Genomic DNA, 22,313 nt, shown 5'->3' with positions numbered 1-22,313 from the left:
TTTTATCATGACAAAATCGTTACATTCACTAACATATTTAAATAATCATTAAGATTTTCTAACGATTGTCATCGCCCCGTTTTATTTTTTAGCATCCCCCTATGCATTCTCGGCGTAGCGGTATTCGGCTGTCATTTTATTATTTCCTCCAGCATCGTGATTAACCTTTATCGCCAGCGCGGCCCCGCGTCTGTCATTCGGGGACGTGCGTGTCATCAACAACGTTGCCCGGAGGATATCTATGCAACCGCCATTCGATAGTTAATTCAGCAAGATGGAATGTAATTGCCCGAACGTTCGTTAATAAAAAACGAATGTTAATTGCGATTCAATTTTGAGGTAATGACGTATGGCCGCACAATATGATTTTACGGTTACGCTACATGACCTGGCGTTTATTCTCAAGCAGATCAAACTCTCCGAATCGGCTAACAATGCGGATGGCAGTATCGACGGCGATAAGCTCACCGCGCTTGTCGGCGATCCGCTGCTCCCGTATGGAATACGCACCGTTGATGGGTCATGGAATAATCTGTTACCCGGTCAGGAGCTGTTTGGCTCTGCCGACCAGACGATGCCAAGACTCGTTCCGCTGGATCTGGAGGCTATCCGCAACGATCCCACCTTAGCGCAATACCTGCTGGCATCGGGCCCGAACGCCGTGGTGAACGATGCTGACCCGCGTATGATTAGCAATATTATCTCCGATCAGAGTACGAACAACCCTGCTGCGGTCGAAGCGGCCGCGGGTCTTGCGGATGCTCCCGGCGGCGGCGGGAGCGTGAACGGCAGTTTGTCGATTCCGAATCTCTCGCCGGACATTGGTTTATCTCCGGCCTTTAACGGCTGGATGACCTTCTTTGGGCAGTTCTTTGACCATGGTCTGGATCTGATTCCGAAAGCCGGAAATGGGATCGTGTTTATCCCGTTGATGCCCGATGACCCGCTCTATAGCACGGCCCCGGGCGCGGCAAATTTCATGATCCTCACCCGGGCGAAAGTCGACGCAACGCTGAATACGGTCAATACCACCACGCCGTGGATTGACCAAAACCAGACCTATACCTCTCATCCATCGCATCAGATATTCCTGCGGGAATACACTTTTATTGACGGTAAGCCGGAGCCTACGGGCCAACTGCTGGACGGTGCTCATGGGATTGCGACCTGGGGCGAAGTGAAGGCGCATGCGCTGCAGTACCTCGGTATCCAGCTGACGGATGCGGATATTTCCAACGTGCCGCTGCTGGCAACCGACCGTTACGGAAACCTGATATTGAGCGATGGCGGAAAAGTCCAGATTGTTACCCTGCATGGTCTGGTTGAAGCCAACGGAGGACTGTTGCCTGCGGACACGTTGCGCACCGGCCATGCCTTCCTTGACGATATTGCGCACACTGCGGTGCCTAAATTTGTCACGGTTGATGGCGTTAAGATACTGGCGCCGGATGCGGATAATGTCATTAATGGCACGACGGAAGCGGGAACCTACGATAATGAACTGCTCGATCGTCACTTCATTACCGGCGATGGGCGTGGCAATGAAAACATTGGCTTAACTGCGGTGCACTCGGTTTTCCATGATGAACATAACCGCCTGGTTGAGCAGTACAAAACCACGCTGCTGGCGTCAGGTGATGTAGGGCTGGTTAACCAATGGCTGATGCCAGGACATGAAATCACCGCCATTCCGGCGGATACCAGCACGCTGGTCTGGAACGGGGAATATTTGTTCCAGGCGGGACGATTCACCACCGAGATGCAGTATCAGCACCTCGTCTTTGAAGAGTTTGCGCGTGCCGTACAGCCTGCGGTTGACCCCTTCGTCTTCTCGAACACGGCCGATATTAACCCGGCTATTTTTGCTGAGTTTGCCCACGTCGTTTACCGCTTTGGTCACTCGATGCTGACGGAGACCGTCGACAGAACGGGCATCGATATGCAAAGTGACAATCTGGGGCTTATTCAGGCGTTTCTTAATCCACTGGCGTTCGATAACAATGGTTCCATGGATAATAATGCGGCCATCGGGGCCATTGTCCGTGGTATGACCCGCCAGGTGGGGAACGAAATTGATGAGTTTCTCACCGGCGCGCTGCGTAATAATCTGGTTGGTTTGCCGCTCGATCTCGGCGCACTCAATATTGCTCGCGGCCGCGACACTTTTATGCCGACGCTCAACCAGGCCCGCGATCAGTTTTATACGCTCACCGGTAATAGCGAACTAAAACCGTATACCAGCTGGGCAGATTTTGCGGCGCATTTAAAAAATACGGCCTCGATCCTCAACTTTATGGCCGCCTATGGTCAGCATGAGTTGATTCTTAACGCCACCACCATCGAGGCAAAACGCGTGGCCGTTGAGTTTCTGCTGTTCGGCCCTGATGCCGACGCTAGCCGTGCTGACGCCTTTGACTTCTTTAACAGTACCGGCGTATGGGCCAACAAAGAGAGCGGGCTGAACAAGGTCGATTTCTGGATCGGCGGCCTGGCGGAACGCAAAATGGAATTCGGCGGCATGTTGGGCTCTACGTTCAACTTTGTCTTTGAAACCCAAATGGAAATGCTACAGGACGGCGACCGTTTCTATTACCTGAGTCGAACTCAGGGGCTAAACATGCTTAACCAACTGGAGGCCAACTCGTTCGCCGCCCTGGTCATGCGTAACAGCGATCTGGGTGATGAAGGTTCCTCTCACGTCCATGCAAAACTGTTTATGACCCCCGATCACACGCTGGAAGTGAACAAGGCGGTGCAGGTCGGCGCGGACCCTCTCTGGGGAGATCGCTTAAAAGACCTTCTGACGCCATTAGTCGTCCGTAAAGCGGCCGGTGCGGATGTTGACGGTGACGGCAAAGCGGATGGTGCCTACCTCAAATACTCCGGCGATGGCCATGTGGTGCTGGGCGGATCTGCGGGCAACGACACCCTGATAGGCGGTAAAGGTATCGACAGCCTGTGGGGAGACGCAGGGAATGACCGGCTGGATGGCGGCGATGAGGCGGATACCGTCCACGGCGGCGATGGGGATGACATTATTACCGACACCGGTACCCCGGTTGGCGGCGCGGACTTCCTTCACGGCGATGCGGGCAACGACGTTATCTTCAGCGGTAACGGCAACGACCTGAGCTTCGGCGGCAGCGGTAAGGATTTTATCGTGGTGGGCGAAGATGCGCAGGAGGTGTTCGGCGGCCTGGATGATGACTTTATCCTCGGTGGCTCCGGCGGCGATATGCTGATGGGCAACGAAGGCGATGACTGGATCGAAGGCGGGGATGGCTTCGATACCCTGGCCGGTGAAAATTCCGAGCTGTTCTTTAACAGCACCATCGTGGGCCATGATGTGCTGAATGGCCAGGGGAATGATACCGACTACGACGGCGAGGCCGGCGACGATATCATGGTCCAGGGCGCAGGGATCCAGCGTAACAACGGGATGGCGGGCTTCGACTGGGCGATTCATAAAGGTGACCCGAACGCGGCGAATTCCGACCTGGGTATTCCGATCTTCGTCAATCAGCAGGAGTTTATTCTGCGCGATCGCTTCGACCTGGTCGAAGGGTTATCAGGCTGGAAATTTAACGATCTGTTAATTGGTACCGATGCGCCCATCGGCACGGCGCCGGTACAGGGGACGCCGCTGTCCAACAACCTTACCCTCGACGGCGTTGCGCGGATAAACGGTCTGGACAAAGTGGTCGGCAGCAATCTCATCAACAATGCGGTCAATGGCGTGGTGCTTAACCCGGATAATGGCGCCGATATTCTGCTCGGCGGCGGCGGCAGTGACCGCATTATGGGGAAAGCGGGGGATGACATTATCGATGGTGATGCCTGGTTGAATGTGCGCATTGAGGTCAGAGATAAACTGGGGGCGGTGATTAAAAGCGTCGACAGTATGAATGACATCAAGGCTGAACTGCTTAACGGCACGTTGAACCCCGGTCAGCTCCATACTGTGCGTGAAATCCTCAACGACGGTAATAAAGGGGAAATTGACCTTGCGCTCTACCGCGACGTTAACGGCAACTACCTGTTTACCCGTAATCCGGATGGCAGCCTGACGGTCAATCATGCCACGGTATCGGCTAATTTACCTGACGGTGACGGCGTCGACCGCCTGCTTAATATCGAGAAGCTGGAGTTCGGTGATGGCACACAGCTGTGGGTGACGGCGCAAAAAGCCACGGGCAACGTCGATATTAACAACAAGGCACCTGCGGCAGGCGATCTGCTGCGCGTGAGTGCTTCCGATGTGCAGGATGGTAACGGTCTGGTGAGTAATTTACCGATCGTTTATACCTGGCAGGCGCTGATCGGCGGGCAGTGGCGAGACCAGGCGACGGGGACCGAATTCCGGGTGGGCAATAATTTGTCAGGCGCCCAGCTGCGGGTGGTTGCCAGCTTTACCGACCGGATGGGCGATGCCGAAACGCTGATCTCGGCGGCCACCAGCGCCGTTGGGCCACGCGATCTTCCGACCCGTGGTCTGCCGGTGATAAGCGATCTGACTCCAACCAGGAACATGACGCTGACGGCCGATGTTTCGGGGATCACCGATGGCGATGGCCTGACCAACGGCAACAACTTCCGCTACCAATGGCAAATGAGCACGCTGTTCGGCTTTATCAATATTGTGGGGGCTACGGCCGCCACCTATACCCCAACGTTACTGACGGTGGACCGTAATCTGCGGGTTGTGGTGACCGTGACCGATGACGAAGGAAACCCTTCCGTTGTACTGACCTCTGCGTCGACCCAGACTGTCGGCAATATGCTGGTGGGCGGTAACGGCGCAACGACGCTCGTCGGTACCAACGGCAGTGATTATCTCGACGGAGGCAACGGTAACGATACCCTGTCCGGCCTGGCTGGTGATGATATTTTGCTCGGCGGAGCCGGCAATGACACCCTCAACGGCGGCGCGGGTGCCGACCAGATGACCGGCGGTACCGGTAACGATAGCTACACCGTTGATAACCTGGGGGATGTGGTGGTTGAGGGCGTGAATGGCGGAACGGACACCGTCTCGGTTTCTCTCAACAGCTACGTGATGGCAGATAACGTTGAAAACCTGATCTTTACCGGCTCGGGGAACTTTAACGGCGTCGGGAACGCGTTGGCAAACACCATGACCGGCGGCAGCGGCAACGACACGCTGAACGGGATGGACGGTGACGATACCCTGTCGGGTCTGGCGGGTAACGATACGCTGCTGGGCGGCAATGGCAACGATAGTCTGAACGGTGGCGTGGGTGCTGATACCCTGACGGGTGGGGCCGGTAATGATATTTATATTGTTGATAATGTAGGGGATAGGGTGATAGAGGCGGTGAATGGCGGCAATGATACCGTCAGAACCAGCCTGAATACCTACACGCTGAGCGACAATGTTGAAGTGCTGGCATTCACCGGGACCGGCGGCTTTACCGGTACGGGTAACGCACTGAACAACATCATTACGGGCGGCAACGGCGTTGACCGTCTGAACGGCGGCAGCGGCAATGATACCCTCTCCGGGGGCGGGGGGAATGACTTCTTTATTTTCGGCCTTAACTTTGGCCAGGACATCATTACCGACTTCGACAGCAACCCGAACCAGGGGCAGGATCTGATCAGCCTGCAGGGTCGGGGGCTGACGGCGGCGAACTTTGCCAGCAACGTCAGTATTGCGGCGAGCGGAACGTCAACGGTCCTGAGCTTCACTAACGGAGACAAAATCACGTTGTTGAATACTGCGGTTAATTCGATCCAGCTGAATGATTTCCAGCTGGGTTAATTCATCAACGCCGTAATAACAGCACAACCTTATTGGTTTAATAAGGAGTAAACTATGCCGCGCCAGTATAAGTCCACAGAATTGAAAAATGCTCTGAAAGGAACCCGACCTGCATTTATTGTGCTGCTGTTTTTTGGCAGTGTCATCAATATGCTTATGCTGGCGCCGGCAATTTATATGCTACAAGTGTACGATCGTGTTCTGGCCAGCCAGAACACCACAACATTATTCATGCTAACGTTGTTAATCATTGGGTTATACTGCGTCATTGGGATGATCGAATTCGCGCGTTCCAGCGTCATGACCCGGCTCGGTAACCGCCTGGATGTAAAGCTGAATCAGTTGGTCTTTAACGCCACGTTTAAGCGTAAAATTGCGACCGGTGATAACAATCCGGCGCAGGCGCTAAACGATCTGGCTCAAATTCGCCAGGTGCTGGCAGGCAATAGCTTATTTGCCTTACTGGATATCCCCTGGACACCTTTTTATTTACTGGTCGCTTTTCTGGTTCACCCCATATTAGGTTATCTGTCGCTTGCGGGGATTATTATTTTATTTTTCCTGACGTTATTAACCGAATTGTCGACGAAAAATCCGATTCAACAGGCGAATATGCTCAGCGTGAATAACAGCAGCAGGCTTAATAAGCAGTTACAAAATGCCGATGCTATTGAAGCCATGGGAATGCTGGCTTCCCTGAAGCAGCATTGGCTGGAAGGCCACAGTAAGGTGATGATTTTACAAACCTACATTGCCGATAGATCGGCGGTATACAGCAGCCTGAGCCGTTTTGTCCGCGTACTTTTGCAATCTATATCGTTGGGCGTTGGCGCGTTGTTGGTGATCGCCGGGGAGATCACCCCGGGGCTGATGATTGCCGCATCGATCATCCTGGGGCGCGTGCTGAGTCCGGTGGAACAGGTTATCAGCAGTTGGAAGCAGTTTGTGCAGTTCCGCAGCGCCTGGAAGCAGTTAACCGCATTATTGCGCGATTATCCGGCCCCGCCAGAGAAAATGAACCTTCCCACCCCGAAAGGCACGATTAGCGTTGAAGGGGTCTTCGCCGCGCCTCCCGGGCAAAAAATCGCCACGCTGCGCAACATTTCTTTCCAACTCGAACAAGGTGAGGTGCTGGGGATTATCGGGCCTTCCGCTTCCGGAAAGAGTTCGCTGGCTAAGCTCATGGTTGGCGTATGGCAGCCGCTGAGTGGAAAAGTACGGATTGACGGGGCGGACATTTGCCAGTGGGACAAAATATTGCTTGGCCCCTCTATCGGCTACCTGCCGCAGGATGTTGAATTGTTCGAAGGGACGATTGCCGAAAATATCGCCCGCTTTAGCCATACCGACAGCCCGCCGATCGTTGCCGCAGCCATGCTCGCTGGCGTCCATGACATGATTTTACGCCTGCCTCAGGGCTACGACACCCCTCTGGGCGCTAATGGTTACCAGCTGTCCGGCGGTCAGCGCCAGCGTATCGGTCTGGCGCGAGCGGTGTTTAATAATCCGGCTTTTATTGTTCTTGATGAACCCAATGCCAACCTTGATGATGCCGGTGAGATGGCGTTAATCAAGGCGATTATCGCGCTGCGCGAGCACGGGCAAACGGTCGCGCTGATCTCTCATCGCCCAACTCTGCTCGGCGTTGTGAACAAAGTGCTGCTAATTAACGAGGGGACGATGCAGGCATTCGGTCCGCGTGAGCAGGTATTCGCCAATTTACGTCAGGCCAATATTCTGAAATCCGTCTCCGCTACCGAAGCCGCGACGGCAGACAATCCCGTTGTGCAGACCCTCAATGACGCCCCTCGCGAGGCCTTATCATGAAAAGTAAACCGAAAGCGTCTGCCATGCCGGAAACCGACACTATCGATACCAATATCTGGCCGCCGCTCATTAAAGGTCTGGTCGTTATCGTGATTGCGGTAGGCGGCTTTTTATTATGGGCCGTCAAAGCGCCTTTAGATGCCGGGGTGGTGGCTGATGGTACCGTCACGGTGTCGAATAATCGCAAAACTATCCAGCATCTCAGCGGAGGGCGGGTAACGGATATCTACATGAAAGAAGGCGATGTGGTGAAAAAAAATCAGGTCCTGATGCGCCTGGATACGTTGCAGCTGGACATGCGCTACAGCGCCTTAAGCGCGCAGTATATTTCGGCGAAAACCAGCGAGGATCGTTTACTGGCGGAAAGGACGGGGGCGGATCACATCACGTTCAGTCCGTCGCTGCTCAAGCATTTTGCTGGCAATAAACGCCTGCTGGAAAGTCAGCAGCTGCAGGCGAAGCTCTTTTTAACTCGCCGGAAAAATGTGCAGGATGAGATATCAATGATTGAGGAGACGCTGGATGGCCTGGCCGGGCAGACGGAGAACCTCAATAAAATCAAAGGCTATCGCGAACGTCAGTTCACGCTAATCAATAAAGAATTGGGCGCCGTTCGGGCGCTCAGTGAGAAAAATTACTACCCCAAAGCACAGCTCATGGTACTGGAACGTGAGGCCGCAGAAATATCCAGTACCGTATCAGAGGATATTCTCAATATCGCCAAGTTAAAGTCGCAGCAAAATGAGATGAGAATCAAGGCCTATCAGGTGCAACATCAGTATTTGCGGGAAGTGGAGTCCGAATTAATGCTTAAGCAAAAAGAGGTTGCGATGCTGGAAGATGAGCTGCAGTCAACCCGGCATGAACGGGATAACACGGTGATTCGTTCTCCTATTGACGGTATTGTGCTGGATGTGAAGGTCAGCACCGTTGGCGGGGTGATTCAGCCGGGGGAACGTTTAATGGACATTGTCGCCGCCGGTCAGCCGTTGCAAATTGATGCCAAAATCCCGGTGCATGCGATTGATAAACTGGCGCCGGGGCTCACTGTCGATGTGCTATTCCCCGCGCTAAACCATGCGTTGCTGCCTTCTGTACCGGCTCGGGTATTGACAGTTTCCGCCGATCGCCTGACCGACAAAGTAACGCAACAACCTTATTACCTGGCTGAAGTTCAGGTGTTACCTGAGGGGGTGCGTTTGCTGCGTGACCATAAAATTAAGGCCGGGATGCCGGCCAGCGTCACCATCAAAACGGGCGAAAGGACATTCCTGAGCTATCTGTTTAAACCGCTAATGGCCCGGCTTGAGATGGCGTTTAAAGAGATCTGAGCGCGGTTGCTGTCTGGCATTCCTCAGAAGGTTGGCGAATTTTTCAGGCCGACCTTCTTGGTTTGTAATACCCTATTACCCACTGACTCAAGCTGGCCTCTGTTGGCCAGCCAGAATACTCGATACCCTAAGGAGCTGCGTCAACGTCATGCTGGTGAAATGGACTAAGCGCATGGTTTTATTTGTTGTTTTTGTGCTGCTCGGCGTGCTGGGGACGCGGATTTACGACATTCAAAGCAAACCGCCTCTCCAGCTGTGGCATACCTTTGTGCCGCACGACATGCAGGCTCCGGCCATCGATAATACAACCTGGGACGGCTACATCCGCGCGGAAAATCGGCTTTTCTCTGACGTTCGCGCCAACGTAACCGACAAATTGCCCGCCAGCCAGCAGGCGTCGTTTAACCGCTATTTTGCGCAAAGCCCGCTTTATCCCGGTCATTTTTCCATGGACTGGAACCGTTCTGTCGTTCTGAAGCCGCAGGGGCAGCCAAAAGGTGCGGTGGTCTTGCTGCATGGGCTAACCGATACGCCCTACAGCATGCGACATATTGCGATGCACTATCAGCAACTGGGCTACGTGGCCGTGGCCATTCGTCTGCCCGCGCACGGCACGGTACCCGGGGCGTTAACGGATGTAGCGTGGCAGGACTGGCTGGCCGCTACGCGGCTGGCGGTAAGAGAAGCGAAGGCGCTGAGCGGTAAGGATCGCCCGCTGCATCTGGTGGGTTACTCCAACGGCGGGGCGCTGGCGATGAAATATGCACTGGATGCGTTGGATGACCCGACGCTGGACAGGCCGCAGCAGGTGGTCCTGATTTCGCCGATGATCGGCATTACGTCGTTCGCCCGTTTTGCCGGCGTTGCCGGTTGGCCGGCGGTCTTCCCGGCGTTTGCAAAAGCGGCGTGGCTCGGCATTGTCCCGGAGTATAACCCGTTCAAATATAATTCGTTCCCGGTCAACGCCGCACGTCAGTCGTATGCGCTCACTCAGGCGTTGCAAAAGCAAATAGCGGCAGGGGCGCGACAGCATAAGCTGAGCGCGCTGCCGCCGATTTTGACCTTCCAGTCGGTGATGGATTCGACGGTCAGCAGTGACGCGGTGCTGACCGGCTTATACGAGCGGCTTACTGCCAACGGCAGCGAGCTGGTGCTGTTTGACCTTAACCAGGCCGCCACCGTGACGCCGCTGCTGCGCGCGTCATCCAGTGCGGCGCTTTCACGGCTGCTGCCCGCGCCGCCGCGTCAATACGGCGTGACCGTTGTGGCGAACGTTGAGCCTACCACCACCCAAACCGAGGCCCGCACCACCGAGGCCGGGCAGATGAATGCGCGCGTGGCGCCGCTGGGCATTGATTATCCGCGCGATGTTTACTCGCTTTCGCATATTGCGCTGCCGTTCCCGGTGACGGATTCCCTGTACGGTCGCGAGCCTCAGCCGCGCAATCAGTACGGTATTAGCCTGGGGACCGTGGCCGCGCGCGGCGAACGCGGGGCGATGGTGGTTGAACTGGATGCCCTGATGCGCATGTCGTCCAACCCCTTCTTCCCGTACATGATAAGCCGTATCGATCGGACCATTGCCCGTTAAGCGGCCTGCGGCACGGGGGATTACACCGCGTGCAGCGCGCCGTCGGTTTTACCGCCCGGTGCCTTTAGCACCTGCTCAATCACCGAGGCCAGCTCGTTAATCTCAAATTTTGCCACGTAGCCGTCGGCGTTCACCTTGCGGATGTGGTCCTCATTGGCATTCCCCGACAGCGACGAGTGGATCACCACCGGAATATTGCGCAGACGCGGGTCGGTTTTAATCTTGCGGGTCAGGGTAAAACCGTCCATTTCCGGCATTTCAAGGTCGGTCAGCACGAGGGCGATTTTGTCGCTTACCGGCACACCTTCTTGCGCCGCCTGCTGGGCGATATGCTCAATTTTCTCCCACGCTTCTTTACCGGTGACGTGCAGCTGCGCCGGGATATCCATGGCCTTCAGCCCTTTTTCGAGCATCGCGCGCGCCACTTTGGAATCTTCAGCCACAATGGCGGTTGCGCCCGGCTTAATATTGAATTTGCGCGGATTGAGCTCTTTCGCGTGCAGATCGTGATTTGACGGGGTGATGTCGTAAAGAATCTGCTCCACGTCGATAACCATCGCGAGGTTGTTGCTCTCCTGGTGATCGTCCAGGCAGGCGATGCTGGTAATGTACTTGCCGTTTACCGCTTTTTCGGCGGTGTGAATCTGCGTCCAGTCGAGGCGGGTGATATTCTCTACCGACTCGACGGCGAAGGCCTGCACGCTGCGGGCATATTCGGTGATCAGCAAGATATTCAGCCCGTTGCTGGGGGTGCAGCCGGCGACGGCGGCGAGATCGATAACCGGGATAATCTGATCGCGAATGTTCACCATCCCCATCAGCGGCGGCTTGATGCCTGCGGGGCGGGTGAAGCTCGGCATCGGGACGATTTCGCGCAGCTTAAACACGTTGATACCGTACAGCTCCGAGGCGTCGCTCTGTGAGGCTTTGCCCAGGCGGAACAGCAGCAGCTCAAAACGGTTGGACAGGGTCAAATTAGCCCTGTCGTCGATCTCTTTCTGGAAATTATCCATGGTGCCCTCAGCGTATAAAGCGTGAACTCAATAACGCAGTTATCGGCACCGTGAGACAAAACGTTATGCCAGCGTGAAGGTGGCGAAATCGTCGGCCAGCTCGCAGTCCGGGAAAATATGTCGGCACTCGGCCAGCAGGCGGCGGCAGCCTTCGGCATCGTATCGCGAGCTGACGTGAGTGACGATCAGCCGTTTGGCGTTAGCCGCTCGCGCCAGCTGTGCGGTTTGTTCACTCGACGAATGGCCGCGACTATTGGCTTTTTCCGCCATCGCGGCCTCCAGCGTGGCTTCATGAACCATCAGATCGACGTCACGGGCCAGCGCCAGCGCCGCATCGCAGGGGGCGGTATCGCCAAAAATAGCGATTTTCTTGCCGGGTGTTGCCGGCGCAAGATAATGGGCGCCGTCGATAATCCGGCCGTCTGCCAGCGTGACGCGTTCGCCCGCTTTAAGCTTCTGGAACAGCGGGCCGGAGGGCACGCCGTCGGCAATCAGCCGCCTGGCGTCCAGCGCGCCGGGCTTGTCGTGCTCTTCCACGCGAAAGCCGTAGCACTCGACCGGATGATTGAGCGGGTAGGCGGTCACTTTGCGCAGACCATCGTCCAGAATCTCACCGGCGCTGATTTCCACCACGTCCAACGGGAAATCGGTCCATGAGCCGCTTAGCCGCAGCGTAGCGTCGACAAACTCAGCGAGCCCTTTCGGGCCATATAGCGTCAGCGGCTGGGCGCTACCGGCCATCGAGCGGCTGCAAATCAGCCCTGGCAGGCCGAAAAGATGATCGCCGTGCAGGTGGCTGATAAAAATCCGCTCAATTTTTCCCGGGTTGAACGCCGTATGCAGCAACTGGTGCTGGGTTCCTTCGCCGCAGTCGAAAAGCCACAGTCCCGGCTGCGTGGGGTGTTGCAGATTCAGCAGCATTGCTGTTACGTTGCGAGTACGCGTTGGCACACCCGCGGAAGTGCCTAAAAAAGTCAATTGCATAGCGCCGCGCCCCTGGCGGTAAAAAAAGGTCTAAGGAGCCTACCATGATTTGCTGGCAAGATTTGCACCATTCTGAATTAACCGTCCCGGCGCTGTATGCGCTGCTAAAGCTGCGTTGTGAAGTGTTTGTGGTGGAGCAAACCTGCCCGTATCTTGATGTCGACGGCGACGATCTGGTCGGCGAGAACCGCCATCTGCTGGGCTGGAAGGACGACAGGCTGGTGGCCTACGCGCGCATTCTGGTGAGTGAAGAAACGCTCGAACCGGTGACTGTCGGCCGGGTGATCGTCAGTGCTGACGTTCGCGGCGAGCGGCTGGGGCATCAACTGATGGCCCGCGCCGTCGACACTTGCCTGCAACGCTGGCCGCAGCGCGCGCTGTATCTCGGTGCCCAGGCACACCTGCGTGACTTTTACGCTCAGTTTGGTTTTGTCGCCGTCACCGATGTGTATGACGAAGACGGCATTCCGCACGTCGGTATGGCGCGTGAGGTGACCCGCGCATAGCCGCCAATTCCCGCTATAGTAAAAGGCAAAGTCCGTTGCTTTTCAGTGCGATATTGCCTTGATACCCGCCCGCTCCCTAATCGTGGGTACTGCAATTTATGGGTAGTACCCCTTATACTATGTGGTTTTTATGATAGGGAGGTTTGCGTGCTGTCAATCTTAGCGGCGCTACAAAGCCTGTCAGCGCGTCTGGCAGACGATTTTCCCGCGTTGCCCGGCACGCGAATCCTTGAAGTCGCTTTCCCCCTGAACGATGCCTTCGATCCGCTCGCCTGGCTCAATGGTCAGGCGGTCTGGCCGCAGTTTTACTGGCAGCAGCGCAGCGGCAAAGAAGAGATCGCCGCGCTGGGCGCGGTACGCGTCTTCTCCTCGCTGACTCAGGCCAATGATTTTCTGGCGATGCAGGCGCGTGACGATGTGCGCGTTTGCGGCATTAACGCCTTCACGCCGACCGAGGGCTCGCTGTTTTTACCCCGCCTGGAGTGGCGGCGCGAAGCGGGACGGGCGGTGCTGCGACTGAATGTGTGCAGCGACGTCTCGCTGGCGCAGGATGCGGCGCTGGCGCGGGCGTGCCTGGCATTGCTCACGGACCACCACGCGAGCGCGGCCTTAACCCTGCGTCAGGAGAGCGAAACCCATCGCCCGGGTAAAGAGGGCTGGTGCCGGCTGATTTCGCAGGCGACCGAGGCGATTCGTCACGGCGAGTTTACCAAAGTGGTACTGGCCCGGGCCACGGATCTCACCTTCACCCATGCGCCGGACGCGGGGGCGCTGATGGCGGCAAGTCGCCGGGTCAATTTCTCTTGCTATCATTTCTTTATGGCGTTTGATGCGCGGCGGGCGTTTCTCGGCTCGTCGCCGGAGCGCCTGTTCCGTCGGCGCGGCGTTGATCTGCTGACCGAGGCGCTGGCCGGTACCGTGGCGGCGCACGACGACCCGACGGTGGCGCAGCGGCTCGGCGACTGGCTGATGCGCGACGATAAAAATCAGCGCGAAAACGGCCTGGTCGTTGACGATATCTGCCAGCGTTTGCAGGACGTAACGCAAGCGCTGGACGTGTTGCCTGCCGAAATTGTACGCCTGCGCAAGGTGCAGCATTTACGTCGCCGCATCCAGGCGACGCTCACGCGGCCGGACGACGCGCTGTGTTTGCTGCAGCTCCAGCCAACGGCGGCGGTTGCCGGGCTGCCGCGCGCGGCAGCGCTGGCGTTTATTGAGCGCTTTGAGCCGTTTACCCGTGAAGCGTACGCGGGCTCCGCGGGCTATCTTTCTCGTCAGCAGAGCGAATTTTGCGTCACGCTGCGATCGGCGAAAGTTGAAGACCGAACGGTACGCCTGTACGCAGGTGCCGGGATTGTCGACGGTTCCGACCCGGAGCAGGAGTGGCAGGAAATCGAAAATAAAGCGGCAGGGCTGCGCTCATTGTTGTTCTCTGAATAGAACATTACCGACTCATATCAAAATCCTACGTTGTCGTAGTATTTATACTGAGCCGCAATCTTTGATACCGGACAATTTCATGTCAGTAAGCGCATTTAACCGACGCTGGGCGGCGGTGATTCTGGAAGCATTAACCCGTCACGGCGTGCGGCACGTTTGCATCGCGCCCGGGTCACGTTCAACACCGCTCACCCTGGCGGCGGCGGAAAACCGCGCCTTTATCCATCATACCCATTTCGATGAACGCGGCCTTGGGCACCTGGCGCTGGGGCTGGCGAAGGTGAGCCGAGCGCCGGTCGCGGTGATCGTCACCTCGGGGACTGCCGTGGCGAACCTCTATCCGGCGCTGATTGAAGCGGGCCTGACCGGTGAAAAAATTATTCTGCTGACCGCCGACCGCCCGCCGGAGCTGATTGACTGCGGCGCAAATCAGGCTATTCGCCAGCCGGGGATGTTTGCCTCGCACCCGTCGCATACCGTTTCGCTGCCGCGCCCGAGTCAGGACATCCCGGCTCGCTGGCTGGTATCGGTGGTTGACGATGCGCTGGGAGCGCTACACGCCGGCGGCGTGCATATTAACTGCCCGTTTGCCGAGCCGCTGTACGGCGACATGGATGAAACCGGCCTTGCCTGGCAGCAGGCGCTGGGAAACTGGTGGCAGGGGGAAAAACCCTGGCTGCGCGAGGCGCTGCATCAGGAAAGCGCGGCCCAGCGCGACTGGTTCTTCTGGCGACAGAAGCGCGGTGTGGTGGTGGCCGGGCGCATGAGCGCCGAAGAAGGCAAGCAGGTGGCCGAGTGGGCGAAAACCCTGGGCTGGCCGCTGATTGGCGACGTGCTGTCGCAAACCGGGCAGCCGCTGCCCTGCGCCGATCTCTGGCTGGGCAACCCGGCGGCGGTGAACGAGCTGCGTCAGGCGCAGATCGTGGTGCAAATCGGCAGCAGCCTGACCGGTAAACGCGTACTGCAATGGCAGCTTGCCTGCGAGCCTGACGAGTACTGGCTGGTGGACTCGCTTACGGGCCGTCTGGATCCGGCGCACCATCGCGGGCGTCGTCTGGTATGCAACATTGAGCGCTGGCTGGAACAGCATCCGGCGGAAAAACGCGCGCCGTGGGCCACCGTGATTCCTGCTATCTCCGCGCAGGCCTGGCAGACGGTTGCCGCGCACGGCGACCGCTTCGGCGAGGCGCAGCTGGCGCACCGTATTCATCGTTATCTTCCGCAACAGGGGCAGCTGTTTGTCGGCAACAGTCTCGTGGTGCGCCTGATTGACGCTTTAGGCCAGCTGCCCGCGGGATACCCGGTCTACAGCAATCGCGGCGCCAGCGGTATCGATGGGCTGATTTCCACGGCTGCGGGCGTGCAGCGAGCCAGCGCGCGGCCAACGCTGGCGATCGTCGGCGATCTTTCCGCGTTGTACGATCTTAACGGTCTGGCGCTGCTGCGCCAGGTCTCGGCGCCGATGGTACTGATTGTGGTGAACAACAACGGCGGGCAGATTTTCTCCCTGCTCCCCACGCCGGTGGAAGAGCGCGAGCGCTTTTACGCTATGCCGCAGAACGTTCATTTTGAACACGCGGCGAAAATGTTTGGTCTGAACTACCATCAGCCGCAGAGCTGGAGTGAGCTGGAGTCGGCGCTCGGCGCGGCCTGGCGCGCACCGGCGACGACGGTGATTGAACTGGTGGTGAACGACACCGACGGGGCACAAACGCTACAGCAGCTACTGGCGCAGGTGAGCCAACTATGATCCTCCATGCCGTCGCCGAGCGTGGCGACCCCGCGCAGCCGTGGCTGGTCTTTTTGCACGGTTTTTCTGGCGATCGCCACGAATGGCGTTCTGTGGGTGAGCGCTTCAGCGCGCTAAACCGCCTGTATATTGACCTTCCCGGACACGGCGGCTCGGACAATGTGCAGATAGGCGGTTTCGCTGACATGGACAAATGGCTCACGGCAACGCTGCTGAGTTACAACATACTCAACTACTGGCTGGTAGGGTACTCGCTGGGCGGCCGGGTGGCGATGCACTATGCCTGCTGTTCGCAGCCGACAGGCCTGGCAGGCGTCATCGTCGAAGGCGGTCATCCCGGGCTCGCCGATGATGCCGAGCGCGCCGAACGCTGGAAAAACGACCAGCGGTGGGCGAAACGCTTTGCCCAGCAGCCGCTGGCGACGGTGTTTAACGCCTGGTATCAGCAGCCGGTGTTTGCCAGCCTGACCGCCGTACAGCGCGACGCTCTGGTGGCGCTGCGACAAGAAAACAACGGCGTGGCGCTGGCGGCAATGCTGCTGGCCACCTCGCTGGCGGTGCAGGACGATTTGCGGCCTGCGCTGCAAACCTGCGCTTTCCCATTCCACTTTCTTTGTGGCGAACGCGATCGTAAGTTTCGTGCTATTGCCGAATCGCTTGCGCGGCCTTGCCATATTATTCGTGATGCCGGACACAACGCACACCGGGAAAATCCCGCGGACGTGGCGGCGTGTCTGGCGCAGATTTTGCCTGCTAACTTATAGGACTCGCTATGATTTATCCTGATGAAGCTATGCTGTACGCCCCGGCCGAATGGCACGACTGTTCCGAAGGTTTTACCGACATTCGCTATCAAAAATCCGCTGACGGCATTGCCAAAATCACCATTAACCGCCCGCAGGTACGCAACGCGTTTCGCCCGCTGACGGTGAAAGAGATGATCCAGGCGCTGGCCGATGCGCGCTATGACGACAATATTGGCGTGATTATCTTAACCGGCGAAGGCGATAAAGCTTTCTGTGCCGGCGGTGACCAGAAGGTGCGCGGCGACTACGGCGGCTACCAGGACGACAGCGGCGTACATCACCTGAACGTGCTCGACTTCCAGCGCCAGATCCGCACCTGCCCGAAACCGGTTGTGGCGATGGTGGCGGGTTACTCCATCGGCGGCGGCCATGTGCTGCACATGATGTGCGACCTGACCATTGCGGCCGATAACGCCATCTTCGGCCAGACCGGCCCGAAAGTCGGTTCCTTTGACGGCGGCTGGGGCGCTTCTTACATGGCGCGCATCGTGGGTCAGAAAAAAGCGCGTGAAATCTGGTTCCTGTGCCGCCAGTACGACGCCAAAGCGGCGCTGGATATGGGCCTGGTGAACACCGTGGTACCGCTGGCGGATCTGGAAAAAGAAACCGTTCGCTGGTGTCGCGAAATGCTGCAAAACAGCCCGATGGCGCTGCGCTGCCTGAAAGCCGCGTTGAATGCCGACTGTGACGGTCAGGCGGGTCTGCAGGAGCTGGCGGGCAACGCCACTATGCTGTTCTATATGACCGAAGAAGGTCAGGAAGGTCGTAACGCCTTCAACCAGAAACGCCAGCCTGACTTCAGCAAATTTAAACGGAACCCGTAATGCGTCGCGCCCAGGTTTACCGCTGGCAGATCCCGATGGACGCGGGCGTGGTTCTGCGCGAGCGGCGGCTGAAAACCCGCGACGGGCTGTTCGTCTACCTGCGTGACGGCGAGCGTGACGGCTGGGGCGAAGTGTCCCCGCTGCCGGGGTTCAGCCACGAAACGCTGGACGACGCACAGTCGGCGCTGCTGGCCTGGACAAACGCGTGGCGTCAGGATGACGCCGCGCCGCTGCCTGAGATGCCCTCCGTGGCGTTTGGTATCAGTTGCGCACTGGCCGAAATCAACGATGAACTGCCGCAGGAAGCGGATTTTCGCGCCGCGCCGCTGTGTACCGGCGACCCTGATGAACTGGTGCTCAAGCTTGCTGAGATGCCTGGTGAGAAAGTCGCCAAAGTGAAAGTGGGTCTGTACGAAGCGGTTCGCGATGGCATGGTGGTGAATCTGCTGCTGGAAGCCATTCCGGAGCTGACGCTGCGTCTTGACGCCAATCGCGCCTGGACGCCGCTGAAGGCGCAGCAGTTCGCTAAATACGTTGACCCGGCGCATCGCGCGCGCATCGCTTTTCTTGAAGAGCCGTGTAAAACCCGCGAGGATTCGCGCGCCTTTGCGCAGGAAACCGGCATCGCCATTGCCTGGGATGAAAGCCTGCGCGAGGCGGATTTTCGCTTTGAAGCCGAGCCGGGGCTGCGGGCGGTGGTGATTAAACCGACGCTGACCGGCAGCCTGGCGCGGGTGAAAGCGCAGGTGGCGGCCGCCCATGCGCTGGGCCTGACGGCGGTTATCAGCTCTTCGCTGGAGTCCAGCCTTGGCCTCACGCAGCTGGCGCGTATCGCGGCCTGGCTGACGCCGCAGACCGTACCGGGTCTCGATACGCTGGATTTGATGCAGACCCAGCTGATTCGCTGCTGGCCGCACAGCGCGCTGCCGTGCGGTGCGATTGAGGATATGGAGCCGCTGCTGTGACCTTCACAAACTGGCCGTGGCGTCACTGGTGCGCGCAGCGCGGCGCGGCGGCGGCGCTGCGTTTTGATGACGAGACGCTGAGCTGGTCCACGCTGTGCCAGCGCGTTGACTCGCTGGCCGCCGGTTTGCAGGCACAGGGCGTCAGGGCAGGGGACGGCGTGGCGCTGTGCGCCCGCAACCATCCTCAGGCGGTGCTGGCCTGGCTGGCGCTGCTCCAGTGCGGCGCCCGCATTTTACCGCTCAACCCGCGTCTGCCCGCGTCTCTGGTCAGTGAACTGCTGCCGGGGCTGACCCTCAGCCATGTGCTTAATCTCGACGGCGAGGCGCACTACGATTTGCCTGTGCTGCGGCTGCGTAGCGCGCGCCAGTACCACGATGTTGGCTGGCAGGCTGAACGGCTGGCCTCCATGACGCTGACCTCCGGCTCGACCGGGCTGCCAAAAGCGGCGGTTCACCGCTGCGCCGCGCATCTGGCGAGTGCGGAAGGCGTGCTGAGCCTGATGCCGTTTAGCGAAGGCGATTGCTGGCTGCTGTCGCTGCCGTTGTTCCACGTGTCCGGGCAGGGGATCTTCTGGCGCTGGCTGTTTGCCGGTGCGCAGATGGCGGTGAGTGAACGCCCGCTGGCCGATGCGCTGTCAGGCTGCACGCATGCTTCTCTGGTGCCTACGCAGCTGTGGCGGCTGTTTAACGACCGGCAGCCGCTCTCGCTCAAGGCGGTGTTATTAGGCGGCGCGGCGATTCCTGCGGCGTTGACGGAACAGGCAGCCGCTCGGGGGATCCGCACCTTCTGCGGCTACGGCCTGACCGAGTTTGCGTCGACCGTTTGTGCCCGCGAGGCCAACGGCGGCGATGACGTGGGTACGCCGCTGCCCGGCCGCGAGATGCGGCTGGTTGAGGGCGAAATCTGGCTCCGTGCGACCAGCATGGCGGCGGGCTACTGGCGTGACGGTGCGCTCGTGCCGCTGGTTAATGCCGAGGGGTGGTTCGCGACTCGCGACCGCGGTGAGCTGCATGATGGCCGCCTGCGGGTAATAGGACGGCTGGATAACCTGTTTTTCAGCGGCGGTGAAGGTGTTCAGCCGGAAGCGGTTGAGCGCGTTATTGCCCAGCACCCAGCGGTCAATCAGGTGTTTATCGTGCCGGTGGACGACGCCGAGTTTGGCCAGCGTCCGGTGGCGGTAGTGGACGGTGAAGCCGCGCTGGACTTGCCTGCGCTGGCCGCATGGGCCAAAGATAAACTGGCCGGTTTTCAGCAGCCCTGCCGCTGGCTACGGCTGCCCGAAACGATGAAAGGGAGCGGGATAAAAGTTTCTCGTCATCAGCTCAGTCTCTGGGTTGCCGCGCAGTTTGCCGCATAAATCATATCCTGTGTTTATTTTGTTAATTTAATTCATTATTTTTGCGGATGTATGAGTCGTAATTCGTTACAATCGCGGCGATTATTGCCTATTTCGTAGATTGAAACCGCGGTTTAACGCAGTACAATTCAGCGGTTTGTGGGATTTATTTTTGCTTTGCGTGAAAGGATGAAGATGAAAAAGAGCGTGTTATTGAGTCTGGCGGGGCTGATGTTTGTCTCTGCGTCAGCGAGTGCTATCAGTATTAGCGGCCAGGCGGGTAAAGAATATACCAACCTGGGTTTTGGCATGGGCACCGAAACGTCGGGCCTGGCGTTAACCGGTAACTGGACGCACAACGATGACGACGGTGATGTCGCCGGTTTGGGCCTGGGGCTGAATATCCCGCTGGGTCCGTTCCTGGCAACCGTGGGCGGTAAAGGTATTTACACCGATCCGAAAGCGGGCGATTCCGGCTATGCGGCAGCGGTGGGCGGCGGCCTGCAGTGGAAAATCGGCGACAGCCTGCGTCTGTTCGGCGAGTACTATTATTCTCCGGACTCGCTGTCCAGCGGTATCGACAGCTATACCGAAGCGAACGCCGGCGCGCGATACACCCTGATGCGCCCGATCAGCATCGAAGCAGGCTATCGCTACCTGAACCTTGCCGGCAAAGACGGCAACCGCGACAACGCCGTGGCCGATGGCCCGTACGTCGGCGTAAGCGCAGCGTTCTGATCCTCCCCGGCGCAGCGGCTACCGCTGCGCCCCTTTTTTCCCTCTTAAATCCTCCGTTTGCGTGATTCACTTCTCCCCCTTCAGGTCAAAACGCAGGCGCGTTTTGTGATGTAACTCGAATGATTTTGTGTATAGTTAATCGTCCTCTTTTTAATGGAGAAAGTGATGATAACGGTTGAGATGCTGTCCACCGGTGACGAAGTCTTATCGGGACAGATCGTCGATACGAATGCGGCCTGGCTGGCTGATTTTTGTTTCCAGCAGGGTATTCCGCTGTCCCGCCGCAATACCGTAGGCGATAACCTGGATGATCTGGTGGCGATTCTGCGCGAACGCAGCACGCAGGCTGATATTCTCATCGTGAACGGTGGTCTGGGGCCGACCAGCGACGATCTCAGCGCGCTGGCGGCGGCGACCGCCAAAGGGGAATCGCTGGTTATGCATGAAGAGTGGCTGGCGTTTATGGAGCGATTTTTCAGCGAGCGCGGCCGCGTGATGGCACCCAGCAACCGCAAGCAGGCGGAAATCCCGGCCAGCGCGGAGCTGATTGATAACCCGGTGGGCACCGCCTGCGGCTTCGCCGTGAAGCTCAACCGCTGTCTTATGTTCTTCACGCCGGGCGTGCCGTCGGAATTTAAAGTCATGGTGGAACGTGAAATTCTGCCGCGCATCCGCCAGCGTTACCCGGTTGGTGAGCCGCCGGTGTGTCTACGACTCACCACCTTTGGCCGCTCGGAAAGCGACCTCGCCCAAAGTTTGCAGCATCTTGATTTGCCGCCGGGCGTGACGATGGGCTACCGCTCTTCCATGCCGATTATTGAACTGAAGCTGACCGGCCCGTCGGAGCATCGCGAGGCGATGCTGGCACTGTGGCCAGAGGTACAGAAAGTGGCCGGGGAAAGCCTGATTTTTGAAGGTACCGAGGGGCTGCCCGCGCAGTTGGCCCGCGTGCTGAAAGAAAAACAGCTGAGCCTGACGCTGAGCGAGCAGTTCACCAGCGGGCTGATTGCGCTACAGCTCTCCCGCGCCGATGCGCCGCTGCTGGCCAGTGAAGTGGTGCCGCCGCAGGATGAAACCCTGGCGCAGACCGCGCGCTGGGCCGCCGAGCGCCGCGTTAATCACTTTGCCGGGCTGGCTCTGGCGGTCAGCGGACTGGAGAGCGAGCACATTAATTTTGCGCTCTCGACGGCGGAAGGCACCCACGCGCTGCAGGTGAAGTTCAGCAATACGCGACACGGTTTAGCGATACGCCAGGAAGTGTGCGCCATGATGGCGCTGAACATGCTGCGCCGCTGGCTGCACGGCAAACCGGTTGCCAGCGAGCACGGCTGGATTAACGTCGTCGATTCGCTGGTACTCTAGACGTCGGATGCGGAATGCAGGCCGGGTAAGCGCAGCGCCACCCGGCACATCGCGGGC

The 22,313-nt window shown here is 58.2% G+C and carries 15 protein-coding genes; 13 read left to right on the top strand and 2 right to left on the bottom strand.

Going from position 1 to position 22,313, the window contains the following annotated elements; all coding sequences use genetic code 11:
- The first annotated feature begins 349 nt into the window (after positions 1–349).
- The 4 genes from H7R58_RS15500 to H7R58_RS15485 all read left to right on the top strand — a co-directional run bounded on the left by H7R58_RS15500 (position 350) and on the right by H7R58_RS15485 (position 10,531).
- Positions 350–5,782 carry a peroxidase family protein gene (locus tag H7R58_RS15500; RefSeq protein ID WP_182934425.1) on the top strand — a complete coding sequence of 1,811 codons (5,433 nt, stop codon included), beginning with the start codon at positions 350–352 and terminating at the stop codon, positions 5,780–5,782.
- A gap of 54 nt (positions 5,783–5,836) precedes the next feature.
- Positions 5,837–7,609: a type I secretion system permease/ATPase gene (locus H7R58_RS15495; RefSeq protein WP_106924331.1), complete on the top strand. Its 1,773-nt coding sequence runs from the start codon at positions 5,837–5,839 to the stop codon at positions 7,607–7,609.
- A complete protein-coding gene (locus H7R58_RS15490; protein ID WP_106924332.1) occupies positions 7,606–8,940 on the top strand; it encodes an HlyD family type I secretion periplasmic adaptor subunit in 1,335 nt (444 codons plus the stop codon). The genes H7R58_RS15495 and H7R58_RS15490 overlap by 4 nt, the downstream gene beginning before the upstream one ends.
- A gap of 148 nt (positions 8,941–9,088) precedes the next feature.
- Positions 9,089–10,531: an alpha/beta hydrolase gene (locus tag H7R58_RS15485; protein WP_182934424.1), complete on the top strand. Its 1,443-nt coding sequence runs from the start codon at positions 9,089–9,091 to the stop codon at positions 10,529–10,531.
- Positions 10,532–10,551: 20 nt separating this feature from the next.
- Here H7R58_RS15485 and H7R58_RS15480 read toward each other — a convergent pair whose 3' ends face one another.
- Both H7R58_RS15480 and rbn read right to left on the bottom strand, forming a co-directional pair.
- Positions 10,552–11,544 carry a chemotaxis protein gene (locus tag H7R58_RS15480; protein ID WP_106924334.1) on the bottom strand — a complete coding sequence of 331 codons (993 nt, stop codon included), beginning with the start codon at positions 11,542–11,544 and terminating at the stop codon, positions 10,552–10,554.
- Positions 11,545–11,607: 63 nt separating this feature from the next.
- Positions 11,608–12,528, bottom strand: coding sequence for a ribonuclease BN (rbn, locus tag H7R58_RS15475; RefSeq protein ID WP_106924335.1), 921 nt, complete (start codon positions 12,526–12,528; stop codon positions 11,608–11,610).
- Positions 12,529–12,572: 44 nt separating this feature from the next.
- Here rbn and H7R58_RS15470 point away from each other — a divergent pair, with 44 nt between their 5' ends.
- The 9 genes from H7R58_RS15470 (at position 12,573) to H7R58_RS15430 (ending at position 22,256) form a co-directional block, all read left to right on the top strand.
- Positions 12,573–13,034 carry a GNAT family N-acetyltransferase gene (locus H7R58_RS15470; RefSeq protein ID WP_182930280.1) on the top strand — a complete coding sequence of 154 codons (462 nt, stop codon included), beginning with the start codon at positions 12,573–12,575 and terminating at the stop codon, positions 13,032–13,034.
- Positions 13,035–13,181: 147 nt separating this feature from the next.
- Positions 13,182–14,474 carry an isochorismate synthase MenF gene (menF, locus tag H7R58_RS15465; RefSeq protein ID WP_106924337.1) on the top strand — a complete coding sequence of 431 codons (1,293 nt, stop codon included), beginning with the start codon at positions 13,182–13,184 and terminating at the stop codon, positions 14,472–14,474.
- 79 nt (positions 14,475–14,553) lie between these two features.
- Positions 14,554–16,224, top strand: coding sequence for a 2-succinyl-5-enolpyruvyl-6-hydroxy-3-cyclohexene-1-carboxylic-acid synthase (gene menD / locus H7R58_RS15460; protein ID WP_106924338.1), 1,671 nt, complete (start codon positions 14,554–14,556; stop codon positions 16,222–16,224).
- Positions 16,221–16,988, top strand: coding sequence for a 2-succinyl-6-hydroxy-2,4-cyclohexadiene-1-carboxylate synthase (gene menH / locus H7R58_RS15455; RefSeq protein ID WP_182930281.1), 768 nt, complete (start codon positions 16,221–16,223; stop codon positions 16,986–16,988). Before menD ends, menH begins: the two co-directional genes overlap by 4 nt.
- An 8-nt stretch (positions 16,989–16,996) precedes the next feature.
- The gene (gene menB, locus H7R58_RS15450; protein WP_106924340.1) at positions 16,997–17,854 is read left to right on the top strand and encodes a 1,4-dihydroxy-2-naphthoyl-CoA synthase; all 858 of its coding nucleotides are present in this window, start codon (positions 16,997–16,999) and stop codon (positions 17,852–17,854) included.
- Positions 17,854–18,819, top strand: coding sequence for an o-succinylbenzoate synthase (menC, locus tag H7R58_RS15445; RefSeq protein ID WP_106924341.1), 966 nt, complete (start codon positions 17,854–17,856; stop codon positions 18,817–18,819). The genes menB and menC overlap by 1 nt, the downstream gene beginning before the upstream one ends.
- Positions 18,816–20,177 carry an o-succinylbenzoate--CoA ligase gene (menE, locus tag H7R58_RS15440; RefSeq protein ID WP_182930282.1) on the top strand — a complete coding sequence of 454 codons (1,362 nt, stop codon included), beginning with the start codon at positions 18,816–18,818 and terminating at the stop codon, positions 20,175–20,177. Before menC ends, menE begins: the two co-directional genes overlap by 4 nt.
- 174 nt (positions 20,178–20,351) lie before the next feature.
- Complete coding sequence (locus H7R58_RS15435; RefSeq protein ID WP_106924343.1) at positions 20,352–20,894, top strand: YfaZ family outer membrane protein; 543 nt, start codon at positions 20,352–20,354, stop codon at positions 20,892–20,894.
- Positions 20,895–21,059: 165 nt separating this feature from the next.
- Positions 21,060–22,256 carry a nicotinamide mononucleotide deamidase-related protein YfaY gene (locus tag H7R58_RS15430; protein ID WP_106924344.1) on the top strand — a complete coding sequence of 399 codons (1,197 nt, stop codon included), beginning with the start codon at positions 21,060–21,062 and terminating at the stop codon, positions 22,254–22,256.
- The last annotated feature ends 57 nt before the right edge of the window (positions 22,257–22,313 follow it).

The sequence above is a fragment of the Klebsiella sp. WP4-W18-ESBL-05 genome (assembly GCF_014169075.1).
Lineage (GTDB): Bacteria > Pseudomonadota > Gammaproteobacteria > Enterobacterales > Enterobacteriaceae > Kluyvera > Kluyvera ascorbata_B.
The sequence above is the reverse complement of the archived record's forward strand: the minus strand, read 5'-3'. Positions and strand labels throughout refer to the sequence as shown.